At 70.8% G+C, this 23,125-nt stretch carries 16 protein-coding genes and 1 pseudogene; 12 read left to right on the forward strand and 5 right to left on the reverse strand.

The features are described 5' to 3' along the window. Window positions 1-28: 28 nt before the first annotated feature. Both ACF1G2_RS29015 and ACF1G2_RS29020 read right to left on the reverse strand, forming a co-directional pair. Complete coding sequence (locus ACF1G2_RS29015; RefSeq protein WP_391801132.1) at window positions 29-1,189, reverse strand: trypsin-like serine peptidase; 1,161 nt, start codon at window positions 1,187-1,189, stop codon at window positions 29-31. 157 nt (window positions 1,190-1,346) lie between these two features. Further along, window positions 1,347-2,522, reverse strand: coding sequence for a trypsin-like serine peptidase (locus ACF1G2_RS29020; RefSeq protein WP_391801133.1), 1,176 nt, complete (start codon window positions 2,520-2,522; stop codon window positions 1,347-1,349). 321 nt (window positions 2,523-2,843) lie between these two features. Between ACF1G2_RS29020 and ACF1G2_RS29025 the strand changes: the two genes are divergently transcribed. The 5 genes from ACF1G2_RS29025 to ACF1G2_RS29045 all read left to right on the forward strand — a co-directional run bounded on the left by ACF1G2_RS29025 (window position 2,844) and on the right by ACF1G2_RS29045 (window position 11,125). Further along, the gene (locus ACF1G2_RS29025; RefSeq protein WP_391801134.1) at window positions 2,844-4,328 is read left to right on the forward strand and encodes a diaminobutyrate--2-oxoglutarate transaminase family protein; all 1,485 of its coding nucleotides are present in this window, start codon (window positions 2,844-2,846) and stop codon (window positions 4,326-4,328) included. 41 nt (window positions 4,329-4,369) lie between these two features. Continuing rightward, window positions 4,370-6,259 carry an IucA/IucC family protein gene (locus tag ACF1G2_RS29030; protein WP_391801135.1) on the forward strand — a complete coding sequence of 630 codons (1,890 nt, stop codon included), beginning with the start codon at window positions 4,370-4,372 and terminating at the stop codon, window positions 6,257-6,259. A gap of 85 nt (window positions 6,260-6,344) precedes the next feature. Continuing rightward, window positions 6,345-7,199, forward strand: a complete 855-nt coding sequence (locus tag ACF1G2_RS29035) for a GNAT family N-acetyltransferase (protein ID WP_391801136.1) — start codon at window positions 6,345-6,347, stop codon at window positions 7,197-7,199. 61 nt (window positions 7,200-7,260) lie between these two features. Then, complete coding sequence (locus ACF1G2_RS29040) at window positions 7,261-9,114, forward strand: IucA/IucC family protein (RefSeq protein WP_391801137.1); 1,854 nt, start codon at window positions 7,261-7,263, stop codon at window positions 9,112-9,114. A 37-nt stretch (window positions 9,115-9,151) separates the two neighbouring features. Next, a complete protein-coding gene (locus ACF1G2_RS29045; protein WP_391801138.1) occupies window positions 9,152-11,125 on the forward strand; it encodes an ATP-dependent DNA helicase in 1,974 nt (657 codons plus the stop codon). Between the two features lie 156 nt (window positions 11,126-11,281). Here ACF1G2_RS29045 and lexA read toward each other — a convergent pair whose 3' ends face one another. Further along, window positions 11,282-12,073, reverse strand: a complete 792-nt coding sequence (lexA, locus tag ACF1G2_RS29050) for a transcriptional repressor LexA (RefSeq protein WP_391801139.1) — start codon at window positions 12,071-12,073, stop codon at window positions 11,282-11,284. 479 nt (window positions 12,074-12,552) lie between these two features. Between lexA and nrdR the strand changes: the two genes are divergently transcribed. From nrdR to ACF1G2_RS29065, 3 genes are all read left to right on the forward strand, one after another. Further along, a complete protein-coding gene (gene nrdR / locus ACF1G2_RS29055) occupies window positions 12,553-13,065 on the forward strand; it encodes a transcriptional regulator NrdR (protein WP_391801140.1) in 513 nt (170 codons plus the stop codon). A gap of 160 nt (window positions 13,066-13,225) precedes the next feature. Next, window positions 13,226-16,114: a vitamin B12-dependent ribonucleotide reductase gene (locus ACF1G2_RS29060; protein ID WP_391801141.1), complete on the forward strand. Its 2,889-nt coding sequence runs from the start codon at window positions 13,226-13,228 to the stop codon at window positions 16,112-16,114. Between the two features lie 512 nt (window positions 16,115-16,626). Next, on the forward strand, window positions 16,627-17,433 hold the full coding sequence (locus ACF1G2_RS29065) for a hypothetical protein (RefSeq protein ID WP_391801142.1): 807 nt from the start codon (window positions 16,627-16,629) through the stop codon (window positions 17,431-17,433). Between the two features lie 86 nt (window positions 17,434-17,519). Here the strand turns inward: ACF1G2_RS29065 and ACF1G2_RS29070 are convergent, their stop codons facing one another. Beyond that, window positions 17,520-18,050, reverse strand: coding sequence for a TerD family protein (locus tag ACF1G2_RS29070; RefSeq protein WP_391801143.1), 531 nt, complete (start codon window positions 18,048-18,050; stop codon window positions 17,520-17,522). Window positions 18,051-18,191: 141 nt separating this feature from the next. On the opposite strand from ACF1G2_RS29070, the gene ACF1G2_RS29075 reads away from it, so the two are divergent. Continuing rightward, window positions 18,192-18,797 (forward strand): YdbC family protein, encoded by a 606-nt coding sequence (locus ACF1G2_RS29075; protein WP_391801144.1) that lies wholly within the window; start codon window positions 18,192-18,194, stop codon window positions 18,795-18,797. A 154-nt stretch (window positions 18,798-18,951) separates the two neighbouring features. Here ACF1G2_RS29075 and ACF1G2_RS29080 read toward each other — a convergent pair. Beyond that, window positions 18,952-19,569, reverse strand: a pseudogene (locus ACF1G2_RS29080) (TetR/AcrR family transcriptional regulator); the annotation flags it as partial. A gap of 122 nt (window positions 19,570-19,691) precedes the next feature. On the opposite strand from ACF1G2_RS29080, the gene abc-f reads away from it, so the two are divergent. The 3 genes from abc-f to ACF1G2_RS29095 are packed head-to-tail and all read left to right on the forward strand — an operon-like array spanning window position 19,692 to window position 22,919. Next, window positions 19,692-21,326 carry a ribosomal protection-like ABC-F family protein gene (abc-f, locus tag ACF1G2_RS29085; RefSeq protein WP_391801145.1) on the forward strand — a complete coding sequence of 545 codons (1,635 nt, stop codon included), beginning with the start codon at window positions 19,692-19,694 and terminating at the stop codon, window positions 21,324-21,326. Between the two features lie 9 nt (window positions 21,327-21,335). Then, window positions 21,336-21,995 carry a histidine phosphatase family protein gene (locus ACF1G2_RS29090; protein ID WP_391801146.1) on the forward strand — a complete coding sequence of 220 codons (660 nt, stop codon included), beginning with the start codon at window positions 21,336-21,338 and terminating at the stop codon, window positions 21,993-21,995. 12 nt (window positions 21,996-22,007) lie between these two features. Then, on the forward strand, window positions 22,008-22,919 hold the full coding sequence (locus ACF1G2_RS29095; protein WP_391801147.1) for an ADP-ribosylglycohydrolase family protein: 912 nt from the start codon (window positions 22,008-22,010) through the stop codon (window positions 22,917-22,919). The last annotated feature ends 206 nt before the right edge of the window (window positions 22,920-23,125 follow it).

Below are 23,125 nucleotides of genomic sequence, written 5' to 3' on the forward strand. Positions count from 1 at the left end.
GTACGGCCCGGGCGTCATGCGCGCCGGGTCAGCGGGCGAACTTCTTGCTCACCATGTCGTGCGCGTTCTTCGCGCCCCGGCCGAGCTGCGGTCCCGCCAGCCAGCCGTTGCCGCCGGCCGGGCCGATCGAGGTGTTCGACACCAGCGCGGTCGTCCCGTTCGGCAGCGCACGGAACCAGCCGCCGCCGGACGAGCCACCGGTCATCGTGCACCCGATGCGGTACATGGTCGGCGTGGCCGGTGACGTGGTGTACCGCTTCGCCCGGTCGAGGCACTTGTGCATGATCAGACCGTTGTACGGCGGCGCCGCCGGGTAGCCCCAGGCGCCCACCGTTCCCGCCTGCGCCGCCGTAGGCGCCGAGAAGTCGACCGGCAGCGCGGCGCCGACGGTCTCCTCCAGGGACTTCCTGCCCTGCGCCGGCTTCACGTGCAGCACGGCGTAGTCGTACGGCCAGGCGGCGTTCGTCCCGCCGCGCTGGATCCACTCGCCCGAGGTCACCGCCCAGTCGGCCCAGTACTGGCCGTAGGGCGCCTCCTCGTGCGGCTTCGCGTTGCGCAGCGCGGACGGCGACTTGCCGAGGTCGTTGTAGGCCGGGACGAAGGTGATGTTGCGGTACCAGCCGCCCCGCTGGCCCGCGTGGACGCAGTGGCCCGCGGTCCACACCATGTTGGACTTCCCGGGCCGGCGCGGGTCCTTCACGATCGTGCCCGAGCAGACCATGTGGCCCTGGGGCGAGTCGAAGAAGATCTTGCCGACCGGCGCCGCGTTGCGGTGGTACGGAGTCTTCTCCCGCTGGGCCTGTACGGGCCGCGGCGTGGGGTCGCTGCCCCCGGAACCGGCCGCCGTGGTCACCGTCTGGTCCGGGCTCTTGGCGGACTGCATCCGCTGGGAGTCCCAGAGCCCCTCGATCACCGGGTTGACGAAGTCCTCGGCCTCACGGAGCCAGGTGTCCTTGTTCCAGTTCTTCCACTCGCCGTTCTTCCACTTGTCCGGGTCGACGCCGTGCTTCTTCAGCTTGTCGGCGAGGTCCTGCGGAAGCGCGGAGTCGCCGCCTTCGGTGGCGGGGGCGCTCGTCCCCGCCGCGGGCTTGTCGGCCGCCGGTGTCTCGGTCGGGCCGCAGGCGGTGGCGGTCAGTGCGAGCGCCGATGCCAGCGCGGCGAACGTCGGTATGAGTCGTGCGGAACGCATGCGTTGAGATTCCCCCAGTTGATGTTTCCCGCGTCCGGGCGACGCCACGGACCGAATACCACGGTCGCGTTGCCATGGACGCGTCACTTGCGGTGCAGAGTATGCCCGTAGGCAGGGGCGGGACCCCGCAGGGTCCCGCCCCTCGGACACCGGCTGCCTAGCGGCCGGCGTACTTCTTGCTGACCTCGTCGTAGATGCCCTTCGCCTCGGCGCCCAGGCGCGGACCGGCAAGCCAGCCCGCCGTCACCGGGCCGATCGAGGTGTTGGACACCAGGGCCGGCTGACCGTCCTTGCCCGCGGCCACCCAGCCGCCGCCGGACGAACCACCGGTCATGGTGCAGCCGATGCGGTACATCGTCGGCTGATCGGCCTTCACCGAGAGACGGCCCGGCTTGTCCTTGCACTGGTACATCTTCTGGCCGTCGAACGGCGGGCCCGCCGGGTAGCCGGTCGCCTCCATGTTCGCGATCTTCGACACCGCGGGAGCGTTGAACTCCACCGGGAGCGCCGAACCGACCGTCTCCTCCAGCGACTTGCCCGTGCCGCCCTTCTCCGGCGTCACATGGATCACCGCGAAGTCGTACGGAGCACCCTGACCGCCGGTCGCCGCACCCTCGGAGATCCACTGCTCGGAGGTCTGCGCCCAGTCGCCCCACCACACGCCGTACGGCGCGACCTGCTCGCGGGTCGCGTTCTCCAGCTGCGCGGTCGGCAGAGCCTTGTCGTTGTACGAGGGCACGAAGGCGATGTTGCGGTACCAGCCGCCCTTCTTGCCGGCGTGCACGCAGTGGCCCGCCGTCCACACCATGTTGGACTTGCCGGGGTTGGCCGGGTCCTTCACGACCGTGGCCGAGCAGACCATCGACCCCTCGGGGCCGTCGAAGAACACCTTGCCCGCCTCAGGGGCGTTGGAGTGGTACGCCGCCGGGACACCCTTCGCCCTGACCGGCGCGGGGGTCGGGTCGGTCACGCCCTTGTCACCGGAGATGTCCTCCTCCTCGACCGGCTTGTCGGGCCGCTGCGCGTCCCGCATCCGGTCCGGGTCCCAGAGGTCCTCGATGATCGGGTTGACGTAGTCCTTGGCCTCACGCAGCCACTTGTCGCGGTCCCAGTTCTTCCACTCGCCGTTCCTCCACTTGTCCAGATCGATCCCGTGCTCCTTGAGCCGGTCCTTGAGGTCGTCCGGAATCGTGATCTTGTCGCCGGTGGACGGGCTCGCGGGAGCGCTGGGCTTGTCGCCCGCGTTCTCCTCGGTCGGGCCGCAGGCCGTCGCCGTCAGCGTCAACGCCGCGACGGCGGCTGCCGCGGCCAGCAGCGGACGAATCGATCGCATCTCGTGATCCCCCTGGGACTACGTCAACTTGTGCATGAGTGAACAGTGGTGGCGCCGTGACCGGCGCCGAAGTGCGGCCCCCACTATGCCGGTGCCGGAGGGGACGGTACCCGGCAGGTCCACGGTTCCGGCCCTCGTACGGTCGTTGCCGGGCCGTGATCCCCACCACGCCAAGGATCTTGGGATTCGCCCGTGATCCTTGGCGGTTCCCGTCGTTGGTACGTACGGGGGACACAGAGGAGGCGCTCCGCGCTGCCCTTCGCAGGGCGGAGCAACGTACCGATGTGCAACGCAACTGTTACAGCGGGAGGACACCGAGCCGTGGCCGTGACCGAACCAGCTCCGGCCGTACCGTCGGCCGCGCAGGCGCACCAGGGTGAACGGAGGACCGGAGAGGCGGGCGCTCTCGAAGGCATCCTGCGCCGCCAGTCGTTGCGCGAATCGGCGGCGCGCACCTACGCGCGCTCCTTGCCGATCGTTCCCGTGCGGGCCAGAGGACTCACCATCGAGGGAGCCGACGGACGGCGTTATCTGGACTGCCTGTCCGGCGCCGGGACCCTGGCCCTCGGACACAACCATCCGGTGGTCCTCGAAGCCATCAAGAAGGTCCTCGACTCCGGCGCCCCGCTCCATGTCCTCGACCTCGCCACCCCGGTCAAGGACGCCTTCACCACAGAGCTGTTCGCCACGCTGCCCGCCGGGCTCGCCGACGACGCGCGCATCCAGTTCTGCGGACCGGCCGGTACGGACGCGGTCGAGGCAGCCCTCAAACTCGTCCGCACGGCCACCGGCCGCAGCGGGCTGCTGAGTTTCACCGGCGCCTATCACGGCATGACGGCCGGCGCCCTGGACGCCTCGGGGGGAGCGACGGACGTACGGGTCGCCCGGCTGCCCTACCCGCAGAACTACCGCTGCCCCTTCGGCGTCGGCGGCGATCGCGGCGCCGAGCTGGCCGCGCGCTGGACCGAGAACCTCATCGACGACCCCAAGAGCGGGGTCCCGCATCCGGCCGCGATGATCCTCGAACCGGTGCAGGGGGAGGGCGGGGTCATTCCCGCCCCCGACGACTGGATGCGCCGTATGCGGGAGATCACCGCGTCCCGGTCCATCCCGCTCATCGCCGACGAGGTACAGACGGGCGTCGGCCGCACCGGTGCCTTCTGGGCCGTCGAGCACAGCGGCATCGTCCCCGACGTGATGGTCCTCTCCAAGGCCATCGGCGGCTCCCTGCCGCTCGCGGTCATCGTCTACCGGGCGGAACTCGACGCCTGGGAGCCCGGCGCACACGCGGGCACGTTCCGCGGAAACCAGCTCGCCATGGCCGCCGGCGCCGCCACCCTCGCGTACGTACGGGAGAACCGGCTCGCCGACCGCGCGGCCACCCTCGGCGCCCGGATGCTCGGCCGCCTCCAGGGACTCGCCGCCGCGCACCCCTGCATCGGCGACGTACGGGGCCGGGGGCTCATGATCGGCGTCGAACTCGTGGACCCGCACAGCCCCGGCGACGACGCCGGCGCTCCACCGGTCGACCAGGCCCTCGCCGTGGCCGTCCAGCAGGAGTGCCTGCACCGAGGCCTCATCGTCGAACTCGGCGGCCGTCATTCAGGTGTCGTCCGCCTCCTGCCCCCGCTCACCCTCACCGACGAGCAGGCCGAGGCCGTCCTTGACCGCTTCGCCGACGCCCTGGCCGCCACCGAACGCGCCCACCGCCCGTGCCCGCAAGCCACCCTCCTCCGGAACGCCGCAGGAACCGCAGGAACCACAGGAACCACCGGCCAGGCCGCGCCGACCGGGCCGTCCCACTGACCCGGACCGATCCCGGACACCCTCACAAGGAAGCCCCCTCCGTGAACGCCAGCCACGCCTCCGAAGCGTCCGACACCGGCAGCGCCGCCCGCAGCCCGCTCACCGTCGAGCAGAGCCCCGTCGAGCAGGCCACCGTCCCACGCCAGCACTCCGGCCCGTACGACCCCCAGCCCTCGGCCTCGGTCACCGCCACGGGCGGCGCAGACACCCGTCACGACCCGCTCGACGACCCGGACCCGCTGCGCGCCGCCGACGCGGCGACCATCGAGAACCTGCTGCGCTGCTGGGTACGGGAGAAGAACCTGCCCGCCCCCGGCTCCACCACCCTCCGCATCCCCCTCGAAGCCAGCGGCACCGCCCTCCTCGTTCCCGTCCTCTACTGGTCGCCCACGGGATGGCACCGCTTCGGCCCGCCCGCGCTGGAGGGGCTGCACCCCACCGCCCCCCGCGCGGACGCCGTCACCGTCGCCGCTCTGATCAGCCGCGAGACCGGCCGCCCGGAAGGCACCGAACTCGTCGGCCGCGTCGCCGACTCCGCCCGCCGCACCGCCGACTTCATCACCGACCGCCGACGCCGCCCCACCCCCGGCCCCGAAGCCGACCTCTTCCTCACCGCCGAGCAGTCCCTGCTGCTCGGACACCCGCTCCACCCCACCTCCAAGAGCCGCGAGGGACTCTCCGACGCCGAGGCCCGGCTCTACTCACCCGAGCTGTACGGCTCCTTCCCGCTGCACTGGATGGCCGTGGACCAGTCGGTCCTCACCTCCGACTCCGCCTGGACCGAACAGGGCCGCGCCGTTACCGCCGCCCAGCTCGCCACCGGCCTCGCCGACGGGCTCGACCTGCCTCCGGCTACCGTCCCGTTGCCCCTGCACCCCTGGCAGGCACGCGAACTGCCGCACCGCCCCGCCGTCGCCGCCCTCCTCGCATCCGGCCTCCTCCACGACCTCGGCCCCTCCGGAGCCGCCTGGCACCCCACCTCCTCCGTCCGCACCGTGCACCGGCCCGGCGCGCGGACCATGCTCAAGCTCTCCCTCGGCGTCCGCATCACCAACTCCCGCCGGGAGAACCTCCGTAAGGAACTCCACCGCGGCGTCGAGGTCCACCGGCTCCTGCGCACCGGCCTCGTCGACCAGTGGCAGGCCGCCCACCCGGGCTTCGACATCGTCCGCGACCCCGCCTGGCTCGCGGTCGACACCCCGGACGGCGAACCCGTCCCCGGGCTCGACGTGATGATCCGCCACAACCCCTTCACCGCCGGGGACGACGCCGTCTGCATCGCCGCCCTCACCGCTCCGCGCCCCTGGCCCGGCACGACGCGGATGCGCTCCCGCCTCGCCGACATCGTGACCCGGCTGGCCGCCCGCACCGGCCGGCCCACGACGGCCGTCGCGGCCGAGTGGTTCCTGCGCTACCTCGACCAGGTCGTCCGCCCCGTCCTCTGGCTCGACGGAGTGGCCGGCGTCGCCCTGGAGGCCCACCAGCAGAACACTCTGGTGCTCCTCGACCCCGACGGCTGGCCCATCGGCGGCCGCTACCGGGACAACCAGGGCTACTACTTCCGTGAGTCACGCCGCGACGAGCTGGAGAGCCGCCTCCCCGGCATCGGGTCGATCAGCGACACCTTCGTCTCCGACCAGGTCACCGACGAGCGCTTCGCCTATTACCTCGGGATCAACAACGTCCTGGGACTCATCGGAGCCTTCGGCGCCCAGCACCTCGCCGACGAACGTGTCCTGCTCGCCGCGTTCCGCCAGTTCCTCACCTCCGCCACCGGCCTCGGCTCCCCGCTGCCACACCGGCTTCTGGAGGCCGCGACGCTGCGCTGCAAGGCCAACCTCCTCACCCGGCTGCACGGCCTCGACGAACTCGTCGGCCCTGTCGACACCCAATCCGTCTACGTCGCCATCACCAACCCCCTCCGATCCTGAGAACCACACCCCACCCGACCGGGCGGCGAAGGGCCGCCGGCCCGAACCACCACCCGACCGAACCCGCCGAGAGGAGACCACCACCGTGCCTCCCACCGATGCGCGTCCCGGCACCGACACAAGTCCTGATACCGGCACCGACGGAGGTCGCGACATCGGCCCGTGCCCGGATCCCGGCCTCGGCCTCGGGGCAGGCACCCATACCCGCCCCGACACCGGTACCCGCCCCGACACCGGTACGAGCCCCGTCGCCGCAACCGGCTCCCTGCCCGCGTCCGGCACAGGCAGCGAGGACACACTGGACCTGCACCTCTCGGACGAACTGATCTCCCTCATCGCGGCCGGCGAGGGCACGGCGACCACCCAGGGCGACCTCCTCGACGCGGTCGCCACCTGGGGACCCGCCACCACCCCCGTCGGCACGTTCCGCCTCGTCCCCGTCCGACTGGAGCGCGACCTGCCCCTCATCACGCGGTGGATGAACGACCCGGCCGTCGCCGCCTTCTGGGAACTCTCCGGACCCGAGACCGTCACGGCCGCCCACATCGGCGCGCAACTCGACGGCGACGGCCGCAGCGTGCCCTGCCTCGGAGTCCTCGACTCCACCCCGATGAGCTACTTCGAGATCTACCGCGCCGACCTCGACCCGCTCGCCCGGCACTATCCCGCCCGCCCGCACGACACCGGTCTCCACCTCCTCCTCGGCGGCGTCGCCGACCGTGGCCGAGGTGTCGGCACCGCGCTCCTCCGCGCCGTCGCCGATCTCGTACTCGACCACCGTCCGCACAGCACGCGTGTCATCGCCGAACCCGACGTGCGCAACACCCCCTCCGTCTCAGCCTTCTTGAGCGCCGGCTTCCGCTTCTCGGCGGAAGTCGACCTTCCCGACAAGCGAGCTGCCCTCATGGTCCGCGACCGGGCCCTTCGTCACGTCCTGTGAACGCCTCCCTGCCTTACATACACCGCTCGACCCACAGCGGTTCCCACCCCGAGGAGTCCCCGTGCCGACGTCCCCTGCCACCCATGACTCCGCACTGCTCTCACCCGCCGAGCTGACCCCCGAGGCCTGGACACGCGCCGCCTCGCGGCTGCTCGCCAAGACCCTTGCCGAGTTCGCCTACGAGGAGATCGTCGAGCCCGTACCCGCGCCCGACGCGGAGCCCGTCCCCGACGGCGCCCCCGACGCCCTCAGCGCCCCCGGCGACGCAAGCGCGGCACATGGCCCTCGGCCGTACCTCCTCCGCCTCGACGACGGCTCCGCGCTGACCTTCACGGCCCGCCGCGGTGCCTACGGAAGCTGGCGTCTCGACCCCGACTCCCTGGCGCGGGACGGACAGCCGCTGACCGACCCGCTCGACTTCCTCGTCCGGGCCCGCCGACTGCTGAACCTCGACGGCGCCACCCTCGGCCATCTGATCCGCGAGCTCACCACCACGCTCGCCGCCGACGCCCGCCTCGACAGGACGGCGCTCACCGCCGACCGACTCGCCGAACTCGGGTACGCCGAGCTCGAAGGACACCAGACCGGTCACCCCTGGCTCGTCCTCAACAAGGGCAGGATCGGCTTCTCCGCCACCGATGCCGCCCGCTGGGCCCCCGAAGCCCGCCGCCCGGCCCGGCTCCCCTGGATCGCCGTCAGCACCGACCTCGCGGCCTACCGCGGAGTCCCGGGCCTCGACAGCCCCGATCAGCTCTACGCCTGCGAGCTGGACGCCGAGGTCCGTGAGGCATTCCGGGCGGAGCTCAGGGACCGCGGGCTCGACGCCGACCGGTATCTCCTCCTGCCCGTCCACCCCTGGCAGTGGGACGAGGTGATCCTCCCGCTCTACGCCCCCGCCGTCGCCGCGGGCGCGATCGTGCCCCTCCCCGCCGACGGCGACCTGCGCCTGCCGCAGCAGTCCATCCGTACCTTCCTCAACACGAGCAGGCCCGACCGGCACACCGTGAAGCTGCCGCTCTCCGTGCTCAACACCCTTGTCTGGCGCGGCCTCCCCACGGAGCGGACCCTCGCCGCCCCCGCCGTCACCTCCTGGGTCCACGGGCTGCGGGACGGGGACCCGTTCCTCCGTGACGAGTGCGGCGTGATCCTCCTCGGCGAGGTCGCCTCGGTCACCGTCAGGCACCCTCTCTACGACCGGCTGCCCGAGGTCCCCTACCAGTACAAGGAACTCCTCGGCGCGATCTGGCGCGAACCCCTCAGGCTCCCGGCCGGCGAACGCGCCCGGACCCTGGCCGCCCTGCTGCACACCGATCCGGAAGGGCGAGCCCTCGTCGCCGAACTCGTCGAGCGGTCCGGACTGGCCCCCACCGTCTGGCTCCAGCGTCTCTTCGCCGCTCTGCTGCCTCCGCTGCTGCACTTCCTCTACCAGTACGGCACCGTCTTCTCCCCGCACGGAGAGAACGCCATCGTCGTCTACGACGACCAGGACGTGCCCGTACGGCTGGCGATCAAGGACTTCGTCGACGACGTCAACATCAGCGCGCACCCGTTGCCCGAGCACGGCTCGATGCCGGACGACGTCCGGGCCGTCCTGCTCACCGAGGATCCCGGATTCCTCACCCAGTTCATCCATTCAGGGCTGTTCGTCGGTGTCTTCCGCTACCTGGCGCCACTCTGCGAAGAACAACTCGCCGTGCCGGAGAACGACTTCTGGGCGCTCGTACGTGCCGAGATCCTGCGTCATCAGGCGCGCTTCCCGGAGCTGAAGGAACGGTTCGAGCTCTTCGATCTCCTCACCCCGCGCATCGAGCGGCTCTGTCTCAACCGCAACCGTCTGCATCTGGACGGCTACCGCGACCGTCCCGAGCGGCCGCACGCCGCCGTCCACGGGACGGTCGCGAATCCGCTCGCGTGATCCGGCTGTCAGTGCAGCGCCGTAGGGTGGACGCGCTATGACGAAGCCATCCCTCCCCGACCTCCTGCACGCCGCCGTCACCGCCGTCGGCGGTATGGAGCGGCCCGGCCAGGTCACCATGGCCGAGGCTGTTGCCGAGGCCATCGACGACAGCTCCCACCTGCTGGTCCAGGCCGGCACCGGCACCGGAAAGTCCCTCGGCTATCTGGTGCCGGCCCTGGCGCACGGTGAGCGCGTGGTGGTCGCCACGGCCACACTGGCGCTCCAGCGCCAGCTGGTCGAGCGCGACCTTCCGCGGACGGTCGACGCCCTGCACCCGCAGCTGCGGCGGCGCCCGGAGTTCGCGATGCTCAAGGGAAGGTCGAACTACCTCTGTCTCCACCGCCTTCACGAGGGGGTGCCCCAGGACGAGGAGGAGGGTCTCTTCGACCCCTTCGAGGCCGCCGCGCCCACGAGCAAGCTGGGGCAGGACCTGATGCGGCTCCGCGACTGGTCGGACGAGACGGAGACGGGTGACCGGGACGATCTGACGCCCGGAGTCTCTGACCGGGCCTGGGCCCAGGTCTCGGTCTCCTCTCGGGAGTGCCTGGGCGCCAGCAAGTGCGCGTACGGGGCGGAGTGCTTCGCCGAGGCGGCCCGTGAGAGGGCCAAGCTGGCCGAGGTCGTCGTCACCAATCACGCGCTGCTGGCCATCGACGCGATCGAAGGCGCTCCGGTGCTGCCTCAGCACGAAGTGCTGATCGTCGACGAGGCCCATGAGCTGGTCTCCCGGGTCACGGGCGTCGCCACGGGCGAACTCACCCCCGGCCAGGTGAACCGCGCGGTCCGCCGCTCCGCGAAGCTGGTCGACGAGAAGGTCGCCGACCAGCTGCAGACCGCCGCGGAGGGCTTCGAGCGGCTGATGGAGCTGGCGCTCCCCGGCCGCCTGGAGGAGATCCCGGAGGACCTGGGCTATGCCCTCATGGCGCTGCGCGACGCCTCGCGCGCGGTGATCTCGGCGCTCGGCTCCACCCGGGACAAGTCCGTCCAGGACGAGGACGCCGTCCGCAAGCAGGCCCTGGCCTCCGTGGAGACCGTTCACGGAGTCGCCGAGCGGATCACCCAGGGCTCCGAGTACGACGTCGTCTGGTACGAACGCCACGACCGATTCGGGGCCTCGCTGAGGGTCGCCCCGCTCTCCGTGTCCGGGCTCCTGCGCGAGAAACTCTTCGCGGACCGGTCGGTCGTCCTCACCTCGGCCACGCTGAAGCTGGGCGGTGACTTCAACGGCGTCGGAGCCTCGCTGGGCCTGGCCCCCGAAGGAGCCCAGGGCGACGACATGCCGGTGTGGAAGGGCATCGACGTCGGCTCGCCGTTCGACTACCCCAAACAGGGCATCCTCTACGTCGCCAAGCACTTGGCCCGCCCCGCACGGGACGGCGACCGTACGGACATGCTGGACGAGCTCACGGAGCTCGTGCAGGCGGCGGGCGGCAGGACGCTCGGTCTGTTCTCGTCGATGCGCGCCGCCCAGCTGGCCGCCGAGGAGCTGCGTTCCCGCATCCCCGAGTTCCCGATCCTGCTCCAGGGCGAGGACACGCTCGGAGAGCTGATCAAGAACTTCTCCGCGGACCCGCAGACGTGCCTCTTCGGGACGCTCTCCCTCTGGCAGGGGGTGGACGTCCCGGGCGCCAGCTGCCAGCTGGTCGTGATGGACAAGATCCCGTTCCCGCGCCCCGACGACCCGCTGATGAGCGCCCGCCAGAAGGCGGTCGAGGACGCGGGGGGCAATGGCTTCATGGCCGTCGCCGCCACGCACGCGGCCCTGCTGATGGCCCAGGGCGCGGGACGTCTCGTACGCGCCACCGGCGACCGTGGCGTCGTCGCCGTGCTCGACCCCCGGCTGGCCACGGCGCGGTACGGCAGCTATCTGAAGGCTTCGCTGCCCGACTTCTGGTACACGACGGACCGTAACCAGGTGCGGAAGTCGCTGGCGGCGATCGACGCCGCATCGAAGGCAGCCGGGGTCTGATGCGACGCGGGCCCGGCCAGGAACAGGCCTGACCCCACGTCGTGTCGCGTCCACACCGGACCACAGGCGGCCGGCACCGGCCTGCCGCAGAACAGAGCAGGGCCCCGGAACCGGCGCAGTGGGTTCCGGGGCCCGGTCAGAGCCGACGAGGTGGTGTCACACCCGTCGCAGCACCGCCACGACCTTGCCGAGGATGGTGGCCTCGTCGCCGGGGATGGGCTGGTACGCCGCGTTGTGCGGCAGCAGCCAGACGTGGCCGTCCTCGCGCTTGAAGCGCTTGACCGTGGCTTCGCCGTCGAGCATGGCGGCGACGATGTCGCCGTTCTCCGCGACCGGCTGCCGACGGACGGTGACCCAGTCCCCGTCGCAGATCGCGGCCTCGATCATGGAGTCGCCGACGACCTTCAGGACGAAGAGCTCACCGTCGCCGACGAGCTGCCGGGGGAGCGGGAAGACGTCCTCGACCGACTCCTCGGCGAGGATCGGGCCACCGGCCGCGATCCGGCCCACGAGGGGCACGTACGAGGCGGCCGGCTTGCCGGTGGTGTCCGTCGGCTGGGTGCTCGGCTGGTCGGAGCCACGGACCTCGTACGCCCTGGGGCGGTGCGGGTCGCGGCGCAGGAAGCCCTTGCGCTCCAGTGCCATCAGCTGGTGTGCCACGGAGGAGGTGCTGGAGAGGCCGACCGCCTGGCCGATCTCCCGCATCGACGGCGGGTACCCCCGCCGCTGGACCGAGTCACGGATGACCTCGATCACCCTGCGCTGCCGGTCCGTGAGACCGGAGCTGTCGGCCCTGATGCCTGGAGGTCGTCCGGGCAGCGAGCGCGCAGGTCGAGCCGGCTCCCCGTCCCCGTTCATGGCTGCGTCATTCATGGCATGCACCGCCTCGAGTCGGCCCTGGGAGCGGTCCTGGGCAGTGATGGTGGCACTGTCTGCGGTGGTGGTCACGTCGGCGGCCCCTCTCGAATGGTCTCCCTGGCTGGCACAACGGTAGTGGCTTTCGAAAGGTTGCGCCAAACACACGTTCGAGTGAAAAACCGCAGATTGTCTTACGTCTATGCGCTGGTGGGTGTATACGCGAGCCCGGGCGCCGGTAGCAATTCGGTCATTACGGTACCGTTCAGCGTCGGCCCGCATGCGGGCAGGGGTGCCCTTCCAGTCTCGCACTCGCGGGCCCCGGATCGGCGGCACTGCGCGCTTCCCGTACCCTCGTGGCCGGTCCTCCATGCCAGGCCCGCGCGACACGCGCGAAGTGCCGGAAATCGGGCCCAACACCAGATCTAGTGGTTGGATTGCATCAGCCACCTAGAAGTTGTGGTCCCCCGTCTATCGGGGGTGCCTGCATCGCCTATGCTGGTGGTCGCTTCGAGGGGCCTTGACGGGCTCGGCGAGGCTATTCAGTCGTGCCGCGAGGGAGGGTCGGAACCATGCATTGCCCCTTCTGCAGGCACCCCGACAGCCGTGTCGTCGACAGTCGCACCACCGACGACGGGACGTCGATCCGACGCCGCCGCCAGTGCCCCGACTGCTCCCGTCGTTTCACGACGGTGGAGACATGCTCGCTCATGGTGGTGAAGCGCTCCGGGGTCACGGAACCCTTCAGTCGCACCAAGGTCATCTCCGGCGTGCGCAAGGCGTGCCAGGGGCGGCCCGTGACGGAGGACGCCCTCGCCAAGCTCGGCCAGCGGGTCGAGGAGGCGGTGCGCGCCACCGGAAGCGCCGAGCTGACCACCCACGACGTGGGCCTGGCCATCCTCGGCCCCCTGCAGGAGCTCGACCTCGTCGCGTACCTGCGCTTCGCATCCGTTTACAAGGCTTTCGACAGCCTCGACGACTTCGAGGCCGCCATCGCGGAACTCCGTGAGCAGCGGCCTCCCGCAGTGGACTGCGGGACCGGAGCGACCCCCGAGGTCCCCGTTCCCGCCACCGCCGCCGACTGACCGGCGGGCCGGACCAGAGGTCCGGCCGAGGCCGGTCGTGCGCGGCCGAAAAAGACGTGTCACGGGTGCCCGGAGCGGTGCTCGCGACAGCAGACAAGAAGACAGTGCCCTGGGACTATCTGGGCATTTATAGGTGTTTTGCCCGTATATGGGAGGCGGCATGACAGAGACGGCGAGCGGTCCGGCACGGGGTTCCCGAACCAAGGGAGCCAAGGCGAGCAAGGGCCTGCGTATCGAGCGCATCCACACCACCCCGGGCGTGCACCCGTACGACGAGGTGGTCTGGGAGCGTCGTGACGTCGTCATGACCAACTGGCGCGACGGCTCGGTCAACTTCGAGCAGCGTGGCGTCGAGTTCCCCGACTTCTGGTCGGTGAACGCGGTCAACATCGTCACCAGCAAGTACTTCCGCGGGGCGGTCGGCACCCCGCAGCGCGAGACCGGTCTGAAGCAGCTCATCGACCGGATCGTGAAGACCTACACGAAGGCCGGCGAGGAGTACGGCTACTTCGCCTCGCCCGCCGACACCGAGATCTTCGAGCACGAGCTGGCGTACGCGCTCCTGCACCAGATCTTCAGCTTCAACTCGCCGGTCTGGTTCAACGTCGGCACGCCCCAGCCGCAGCAGGTCTCCGCCTGCTTCATCCTGTCCGTCGACGACTCCATGGAGTCGATCCTCGACTGGTACAAGGAAGAGGGCATGATCTTCAAGGGCGGCTCCGGCGCCGGCCTGAACCTCTCCCGCATCCGCTCCTCCAAGGAGCTCCTCTCCTCCGGCGGCAACGCCTCCGGCCCGGTCTCCTTCATGCGCGGCGCCGACGCGTCCGCAGGAACGATCAAGTCGGGCGGCGCCACCCGTCGCGCGGCCAAGATGGTCATCCTCGACGTCGACCACCCCGACATCGAGGACTTCATCGAGACCAAGGTCAAGGAGGAGGAGAAGATCCGCGCCCTCCGTGACGCGGGCTTCGACATGGACCTGGGCGGCGACGACATCACGTCCGTCCAGTACCAGAACGCCAACAACTCGGTCCGCGTGAACGACACGTTCATGAAGGCGGTCGAGGCGGGCGGGAAGTTCGGCCTGACCTCCCGTATGACCGGCGAGGTCATCGAAGAGGTCGACGCCAAGTCGCTCTTCCGCAAGATGGCCGAGGCGGCCTGGGCCTGCGCCGACCCGGGCATCCAGTACGACGACACGATCAACCACTGGCACACCTGCCCCGAGTCCGGCCGCATCAACGGCTCGAACCCGTGCAGCGAGTACATGCACCTGGACAACACGTCCTGCAACCTCGCCTCGCTGAACCTGATGAAGTTCCTCAAGGACGACGGCAAGGGCAACCAGTCGTTCGACTCCGAGCGCTTCGCCAAGGTCGTCGAGCTCGTCATCACCGCGATGGACATCTCCATCTGCTTCGCCGACTTCCCCACCCAGAAGATCGGCGAGAACACCCGCGCCTTCCGTCAGCTGGGCATCGGCTACGCCAACCTCGGCGCCCTGCTCATGGCCACCGGCCACGCGTACGACTCCGACGGCGGCCGCGCCCTGGCCGGCGCCATCACCTCGCTGATGACCGGAACCTCGTACAAGCGCTCCGCCGAGCTCGCCGCTGTCGTCGGCCCGTACGACGGCTACGCCCGCAACGCCGAGCCGCACCAGCGCGTCATGAAGCAGCACGCCGACGCCAACACCGTGGCCGTCCGCATGGACGACCTCGACTCGCCGATCTGGGCCGCGGCCACGGAGGCCTGGCAGGACGTCCTGCGCCTCGGCGCCAAGAACGGCTTCCGCAACGCGCAGGCGTCGGTCATCGCCCCGACCGGAACCATCGGTCTCGCGATGTCCTGCGACACCACCGGCCTCGAGCCCGACCTCGCTCTGGTCAAGTTCAAGAAGCTGGTCGGCGGCGGCTCGATGCAGATCGTCAACGGCACCGTCCCGCAGGCCCTGCGCCGCCTGGGTTACCAGGAGGAGCAGATCGAGGCGATCGTCGCCCACATCTCCGAGCACGGCAATGTGATCGGCGCCCCCGGTCTGAAGACCGAGCACTACGAGGTCTTCGACTGCGCCATGGGCGAGCGTTCCATCTCCGCGATGGGCCACGTCCGCATGATGGCCGCGATCCAGCCGTGGATCTCCGGCGCCCTCTCCAAGACCGTGAACCTGCCGGAGACGGCCACGGTCGAGGACGTCGAGGAGGTCTACTTCGAGGCCTGGAAGATGGGCGTCAAGGCGCTCGCCATCTACCGCGACAACTGCAAGGTCGGCCAGCCCCTCTCCGCGAAGAAGAAGGAGGAGGAGAAGGCCGAGGTCACCGCGAAGTCCGAGGCGACGATCCGCGAGGCCGTCGAGAAGGTCGTCGAGTACCGCCCGGTCCGCAAGCGTCTGCCCAAGGGCCGCCCGGGGATCACCACCTCCTTCACGGTCGGTGGCGCCGAGGGGTACATGACCGCCAACTCCTACCCGGACGACGGTCTCGGCGAGGTCTTCCTGAAGATGTCCAAGCAGGGTTCGACGCTCGCCGGAATGATGGACGCGTTCTCCATCGCCGTCTCCGTCGGTCTGCAGTACGGCGTCCCGCTGGAGACGTACGTCTCGAAGTTCACCAACATGCGCTTCGAGCCGGCCGGCATGACGGACGACCCGGACGTGCGGATGGCCCAGTCGATCGTCGACTACATCTTCCGCCGTCTCGCGCTGGACTTCCTGCCCTTCGAGACCCGCTCCGCGCTCGGCATCCACTCCGCCGAGGAGCGCCAGCGTCACCTGGAGACGGGTTCCTACGAGGCCGCCGACGACGAGATGGACGTCGAGGGCCTGGCCCAGTCCGCTCCGCGTCAGACGGAGACCCTGAAGGCCGTCGCGACGCCGCCGAAGGTGGAGGTCCCGGCCCCGAAGCAGGCGCACACCTCCGCCGAGCTCGTCGAGATGCAGTTGGGCATCAGCGCGGACGCCCCGCTCTGCTTCTCCTGCGGTACGAAGATGCAGCGGGCCGGCTCCTGCTACATCTGCGAGGGCTGCGGCTCGACCAGCGGCTGCAGCTGACCCCACGGGGTCGGCTAGCGGGTGAAGTTCCCGCATGAGGGCGGTGGGGCCGATTCTTCGGCGCCACCGCCCTTGGCGTGCGCGGGCCTGGTCGGGGCTTGTGCCGGACGGCGGGCGGTGACAGGGTCTGGGCATGATCAAGAGAGTCGAGTCGTCCGCCCGACTGTGAGCGAGACGCCGGGGTCAGGACTGCCCGGAACCCCGATCGCACTGTTCGACCACGCCCTCCGGCCGCATCGCCTGACACCGGACGCGCCCCTCTTCCGTGGCGGAGCACCGTTTCCGGGCGCGGACCGGCGCCGGCGCGGAGCGGAAGGAAAGCCTCCACCCGACCGCATCCCGGACGGGGCGGACGCCGTGAGCGTCCTCGACGCGTACGTGGACGACGCAGTCGCCACTCCGCGCGAACTGGCCCAGAGACTTCGGGGCCTTCCCGTGCCGACACGCCACGACGACCGCATCACCGACGCTGCTCGGAGAACACCGGCAGTCAGGGCCCGGGAAACAGGCCGGTGGCTGGTAGCCACGGAACCGAGACCGGCTCCGTCGCCGTCGGGCTGGTCCTGCTCGCCGAGGCCGGCACAGTGGCCGACATCGGCAGGATCCAGACCATCGGCCTCCTCTCCAACGCCTTCGGCCCGCTCGCGGCACGGGCGCTGGAACGCCTTCCGGGTGGTGTCGAGGCCCTGATCTGGCTGGCGGAACGGGCCACCGAGTGGGGCCGGGTCCATGCGGTGGAGACGCTGTGCGGGCACGTGGACGACCACCCGGCCGTACGCCCCTGGCTGCTGCGGAACGCCGCCGCCGACGGAGAGTTCCTCAACAGCTACGTCGTCTCCGACGTCGCGCGCCTGACGGGCCTCCACGACGTCATCGTGGAGCCCGCGACCGATGCCGCCGTGGTGGACCAGACAGGGCGGATCCTCCATGCCATGACGTACTGCGAGGGCATGGGGACATCACTTCGCCACTACCCGCACGCGCTCACGGTGCTGGAGGCGCACGTCCGCCACGTCGCGGACCTGGGGCCGACGGCCGAGCGCTACTGCGACGCGACGACGGTCGCCCGCTATCTGGGCGCAGAGGCGCCCGCCTGGTCGGACGAGGCGGGTCTCAAGGCACGGTGGGGCGACGTCAGGAGGTCGTATCTCGACCTGCTCGGCCGTACGGAGTGGCGCGACACGGCGAGGGAGGGCCTGGCGGCGGGCCATGAAAGGCTGACGTGGCTCGTGGACCCCGCGGCACCTGAACTCGATCTACGGGCAGCCCTGGCGGCCGAGGGGGACCGGCCCTGGACCGGTCCCCTCTCGGATGCCTGACGCTCCCCGCACCGGGCACGGGGCAGGCGGCCAGGGCGCTTGGGTGCGTGTGCGCTCGGGTGCTTGGGCGCTCGGGCGGTCGGCGATCAGGCGGTCCTGGCGCCCATCTCCGCGGCGAAGGTCTGGGGATCCGTGTCGAAGCCGCGGCGGATCGACCGGTAGGACCAGCCGTCCGGTCCGTCGCGGGTGAACTCCACGACCGTCGCCGCCGTGGCTCCGGCGACGTCTTCGAAGCCGTGAACGGCGAGCTCGGTGTAGCCCTCGCGCACCCGTACGCCGGTGTTGGCGATGGCGCCGAACGTCAGCCTGCCGGAGCCCTGCTGAATGGCCACTCCCACCACCACGCGCGCGTAGTGGGGCGCGAGGCGGTCCAGTTCGAGGATCATCGCCTCGTCGTAGCCGAAGCCCTGGCCCGTACGGCTGTCCCGGCTGAGCGTGATGGTCCCGTCGGGGGAGCGGCTGTCGAAGTGCACCAGATACGCGGGCGAGCCGTACGGATCGTCCACCGTGTAGACCCCGGCGATGATGTCGAGATCATGCGCCGCGGCGCCGATCGGACTGGGGTCCCACTTGAGCGTCACCTCGACCTTGCCGACCCCCTTGTTGAGTCCGCTCACCGTGAATCCCCTCTCTGTGTACGACTGATAACCCCTGGGCCCGGTCAACTGCCCGTGGTCTCGGACCGGTTGCTCATGGTGTCATGCGCACTCCGCGCGAGAACGGGGTGGCGGACGGTGAATGCCCCGTACGATGGCGCCGTGCTGGTCAAGTGGATTCGCTGCACCGTGGTGGACCGTCGCGGGTTCGAGCGGGGGCAGCGGAAATGGGCGGGTTTGCTCGGTGAGCCGGGATTCCGGGGCCAGGGCGGTGGATGGAGCCGGGCGCGGCCCGATGTCGCCCATGTCTTCTCGTTCTGGGAGAGCCGCGCGTTCTACGACTCCTTCATGGCGCGATCGCACGACCGGCTGGCGGCGACGCAGTCAGGCTCGTTCAAGGACAGCCAGGTCAAGCTCTTCGACCACCGCTTCGACGTGAAGACCGGCTTCGAGCCGAAGTTCGCGGACGCCGATGTGGCCAGGGTGGCGCACTGCAGGGTCCACGAGGGCCGGGTCGAGCACTTCGCGCTGATGCAGGAGAAGGTGTGGAACCCGGCGATGGCCGGCTCCCCGGGCATGCTGCGCGGGGTCTTCGGCGAGGCGCCCGGGAACGAGTTCGTGGTGCTGTCGATGTGGCGGTCCGCCGCCGAACACGGCAAGTACCGGGTGGAGCGGGTCGAACGGCTCGGGCTGCGTGCCCAGACGGAGGCGGACGTGGCAGCGCTCAGCGGGGACGTGGTGCAGCTCGAGTCGTCCTGGACGGTCTGATCACGCGTTGGCGGTCTGATCACGCCTGGCCGGGACCGGCCGGACCGGCTGGACCGCCTGGACCCGTGGTGTCGCCGGGGCCGGCAGGGCCGGTGGGACCGGCTGGGCCGGTGAGGTCGGCCCGGCTGCCGCGCCCGGATGGTCCGGCAGGGTAGGACGGGGTGAGGTAGGCCCCCGCAGCCACGGCGGCCGCCGTCGCGCGGGCCGACTGGTCGGCCATCGCCGTGTCGACCTGCTCGCGGGTGACGAAGAGGCGCAGGAACAGGGGCGCCGAGACGGCGCGTACCACCGCGCCCGCGTCGGTGCCCTCCGGCGCTTCGCCGCGGGCCACGGCCCGCTCGACGACCGCCTCGCAGCGGGTGAAGCGCTCCGTGTAGAAGTCCCGCAGCGCGTCCGCGGCGCGCTCCGACTGGAAGGCGGCGCCCACGAACGCGGTGGGAGCCGCGGCTGCCGCGGGGTCGGAGAAGGAGTCGACCACCTCGCGGGCCAGCGCCCGCAGGTCGAGCTCCAGGCGTCCGGTGTCCGGCGGCGTCCAGCTGTCCTCGCCGGCGAGGGCCAAGGCGTCCGCGAGGAGCCCTTCGAGGCTGCCCCAACGGCGGTAGAGCGTCGTCTTGTGCACGCCGGAATGCTCCGCCACGTACTCGACGGTGAGGGCCGGATAGCCGTGTTCGGCCAGCCCTGTCAGGACGGCGTCGCGCACGGCCGCCCGGGTGCGTGCGGTGCGGCCGCCGGGACGGCGGCTGCCGGGCGGGGGTGTCCGGTCACTTTCCATCGACGCGTTCAATTGCGACTCCTGTTGCGTTAGGAGGTCGAGTCTGCCATAGTTCTGGTAATGCCACTTCCGTCGCATTAGTGGAGTGGGCCCTGCCCTGCCGATCGAAACCGGAGGCGCCCTTGCCTACACAGATCTCTCTGCATGACGTGACCGTGTCCCGCGGCGAACGCCTGCTGCTCGACCGGATCTCGCTCACGGTGCGCCCGGGTGAGCGCATCGGGATCGTGGGGGAGAACGGAGCGGGGAAGTCCACCCTTCTCCGTCTGCTCGCGGGTCTCGAAGCGCCCGACGAGGGGGAGGTCACGACCCTCGTCGAGGGCGGCACGGGAATGCTCGCGCAGACCCCACGCCTCTCGGGCGGCCACACCGTGGGCGACGCGATCGACGACGCCCTGGCCGAACTGCGGACCATGGAACGCCGCCTCCGCGAGAGCGAGGCGACGCTCGCCACGGCCCGAGCGAAGGAACTCGACGCCTACGGAGAGCTGCTCACGGTCTTCGAACTGCGCGGTGGCTACGAAGCGGACGCACGTGTCGACAAGGCCATGCACGGACTCGGACTCGCCTCGATCGGTCGACAGCGCCTGCTCGGCAGCCTGTCGGGCGGCGAACAGGCCCGGCTCGGCATCGCCTGCGCCGTCGCCGCCGCGCCCGAGGTGCTCCTGCTGGACGAGCCCACCAACCATCTCGACGAACAGGCCCTGGACTGGCTGGAGGAGGCGCTGCTGGCCCACCGCGGCACGGTCGTGGCCGTCTCTCACGACCGCGTCTTCCTGGAACGGGTCGTCACGTCCGTCCTGGAGGTCGATGCGGACCGGCGCACGGTCGTCCGGTACGGGAACGGGTACGCCGGCTTCCGCGCCGAGCGTGCGGCCGCCCGGCAGCGCTGGGCGCAGGATTACGAGGCCTGGTACGAGGAGACGGCCCGACTCGAGGCCTACGCCACCACCACCGCCCACGGAGTGGCCCTGGGGCGCGCGATCAAGGACAACAACAAGATGGCGTACGACCGGGCCGGCGGCCGGGTCCAGGCATCGGTCTCCGGCCGGGTCCGCAACGCCCAGGAGCGGCTGCGCCGCCTCCGGGCCGAACCGGTCGCCAAGCCCCCGCGGCCGCTCGTCTTCGCCGCGCGACCGGTCGCAGGAGGCGCCGAAGGGGAACTGATCTCGCTGACCGCGGTGCGTGTCGCGGACCGGCTGGCCGTCGACCGGCTGACCGTCCGGGCGGGGGAGAAGCTCCTGATTCACGGCGGCAACGGGGCGGGCAAGTCCACGTTGCTGCGCGTCATGGCGGGGCTCATGAAGCCGGACGACGGGGAAGTCCGGCGCAGCGGGCGGATCGGGTTCCTCGCCCAGGAGATACCGACCCACCGGCCCGCGGAGCGTGTCCTCGCCGCCTTCGGCCGCGGGCTGGGGCTCACGGACGACGAACAGCGGGAACTGCTCCTCTCGTACGGACTGTTCCGGCAGAGTGACCTCCAGGTACCGGTCGGCAGCCTCTCCGCCGGGCAGCGCCGCAGGCTCGCCCTCGCCCGCCTGCTGGCCCGGCCCGTCGACCTGCTGCTGCTCGACGAGCCCGCCAACCACCTGACCCTCGGCCTTGTGGAGGAGCTGGAGGAGGCGCTGCAGCAGTGGGCCGGAGCCCTGGTCGTGGTCTCGCACGACCGTCAGCTGCGCCGCCGGTTCGCCGGCGCCATACGCCGGATGGACGCCGGACGCCTCCCCGACCGAGCCCGCCCGGGGGCGGCCATCTAGGGTCATGACATGGCACGACCGCGGCGCATCGTCCTCGTACGGCACGGAGAGTCCGAAGGAAACGCCGACGACACGGTGTACGAGCGGGAGCCCGACCACGCGCTCAGACTCACCGACACCGGCCTTCGGCAGGCGCGCGAGACGGGGGAGCGGCTGCGGGACCTGTTCGGGGAGGAGCAGGTCAGTGTGTACGTCTCTCCGTACCGCCGCACCCACCAGACGTTCCGGGAGTTCCGGCTAGCCCCCCGGCAGGTCCGGGTGAGGGAGGAGCCGCGGCTGAGGGAGCAGGACTGGGGGAACTGGCAGGACCGGGACGACGTACGCCTCCAGAAGGCCTACCGCGACGCGTACGGGCACTTCTTCTACCGCTTCGCGCAGGGCGAGTCGGGAGCGGATGTGTACGACCGGGTCGGGGCGTTTCTGGAGAGCCTCTACCGCAGTTTCGAGGCGCCCGACCATCCCCCGAACGTCCTGCTCGTCACCCATGGACTGACGATGCGGCTGTTCTGCATGCGCTGGTTCCACTGGACCGTCGCAGAGTTCGAGTCGCTGTCCAACCCGGGCAACGGTGAGACACGGACGCTGCTGCTCGGCGAGGACGGCCGGTACAGCCTGGACCGGCCGTTCGAGCACTGGCGTACCCCGGAACCGTACGGCCACACCGGATAGAGTGGTTCAGCGATGACCGCTGACTCCTCTCTCGACCGGCGCTTCGAACGCGCCCTGGCCAGCCTTCGAGGGCTGGCCGTGGGAGACGCCCTGGGCTCCCAGTTCTTCGTTCCCGCCAACTATCCACTGCTCAAACGACGCGAACTGCCGTCGGGGACCTGGCAGTGGACCGATGACACCGAGATGGCCTGCTCGGTCCTGGCCGTGCTCGCCCGGCACGACCGGATCGACCAGGACGCGCTCGCTCAGTCGTTCGCCGAGCATCACGACTTCGACCGGGGCTACGGTCCCGCGGTCAACCGGATGCTCCGGCTCATCCGGGAGGGCGGCGACTGGCGTGAACTGGCCGCCGCGCTCTTCAACGGACAGGGGTCCTGGGGCAACGGTGCCGCGATGAGGATCGCCCCGCTCGGCGCCTGGTACGCGGACGACCCGGAGCAGGCGACCCATCAGGCCGAGATCTCGGCGTACACCACCCACCAGCACCGCGAAGCCGTCGTGGGGGCGATGGCCGTGGCGGCCGCCGCCGCGCTCGTGGCGAATCCCGCGGGTCCGCCGAAGCCCACGGACCTGCTGGACGGAGTCGTCGCCCTCGTGCCGCGCAGCGCCGTCGGCGCGGGGCTGCGCCGCGCACGCGACATGCTCGACTACGGCGATGCCGCCACGGTTGCGGCGGTGCTCGGCAGTGGGCGCCGCACCAGCGCCCACGACACCGTTCCGTTCGCACTCTGGTCGGCGGCCCGGGCCCTCGGCGACTACGAGCAGGTGTTCTGGACGACCGCCCAGGTCGGTGGGGACGTCGACACCACCTGCGCGATCGCCGGTGGAGTCGTGGCCTCCAGCGCGGCCGGCGCGCCGCCCGCTTCATGGCTGGAGCGGACCGAGGCCCTGCCGGAGTGGCTGCCGACGGCCGTCCGTCCCTGAAGTCCGAGTCCGCTCCCCGCTCGCCGCTCCGGGGCCCGGTCGGCCGGTGCCTGCCGACCGGGGGTCGTGGCTGAACGTCGGCCCGTACCCCTCGAACGGGCCGGCGAGTGTCACGGTCCTGACACAGCGCCGCCCCGCTGGGTACCACGGGCCGGACCGGCGTTAGAGTCGGCCACTCCGCAGCGCTGATCATGACGAGAGCGCGC

Source organism: Streptomyces sp. NPDC013457 (assembly GCF_043089925.1).
Taxonomy (GTDB): Bacteria; Actinomycetota; Actinomycetes; order Streptomycetales; family Streptomycetaceae; genus Streptomyces.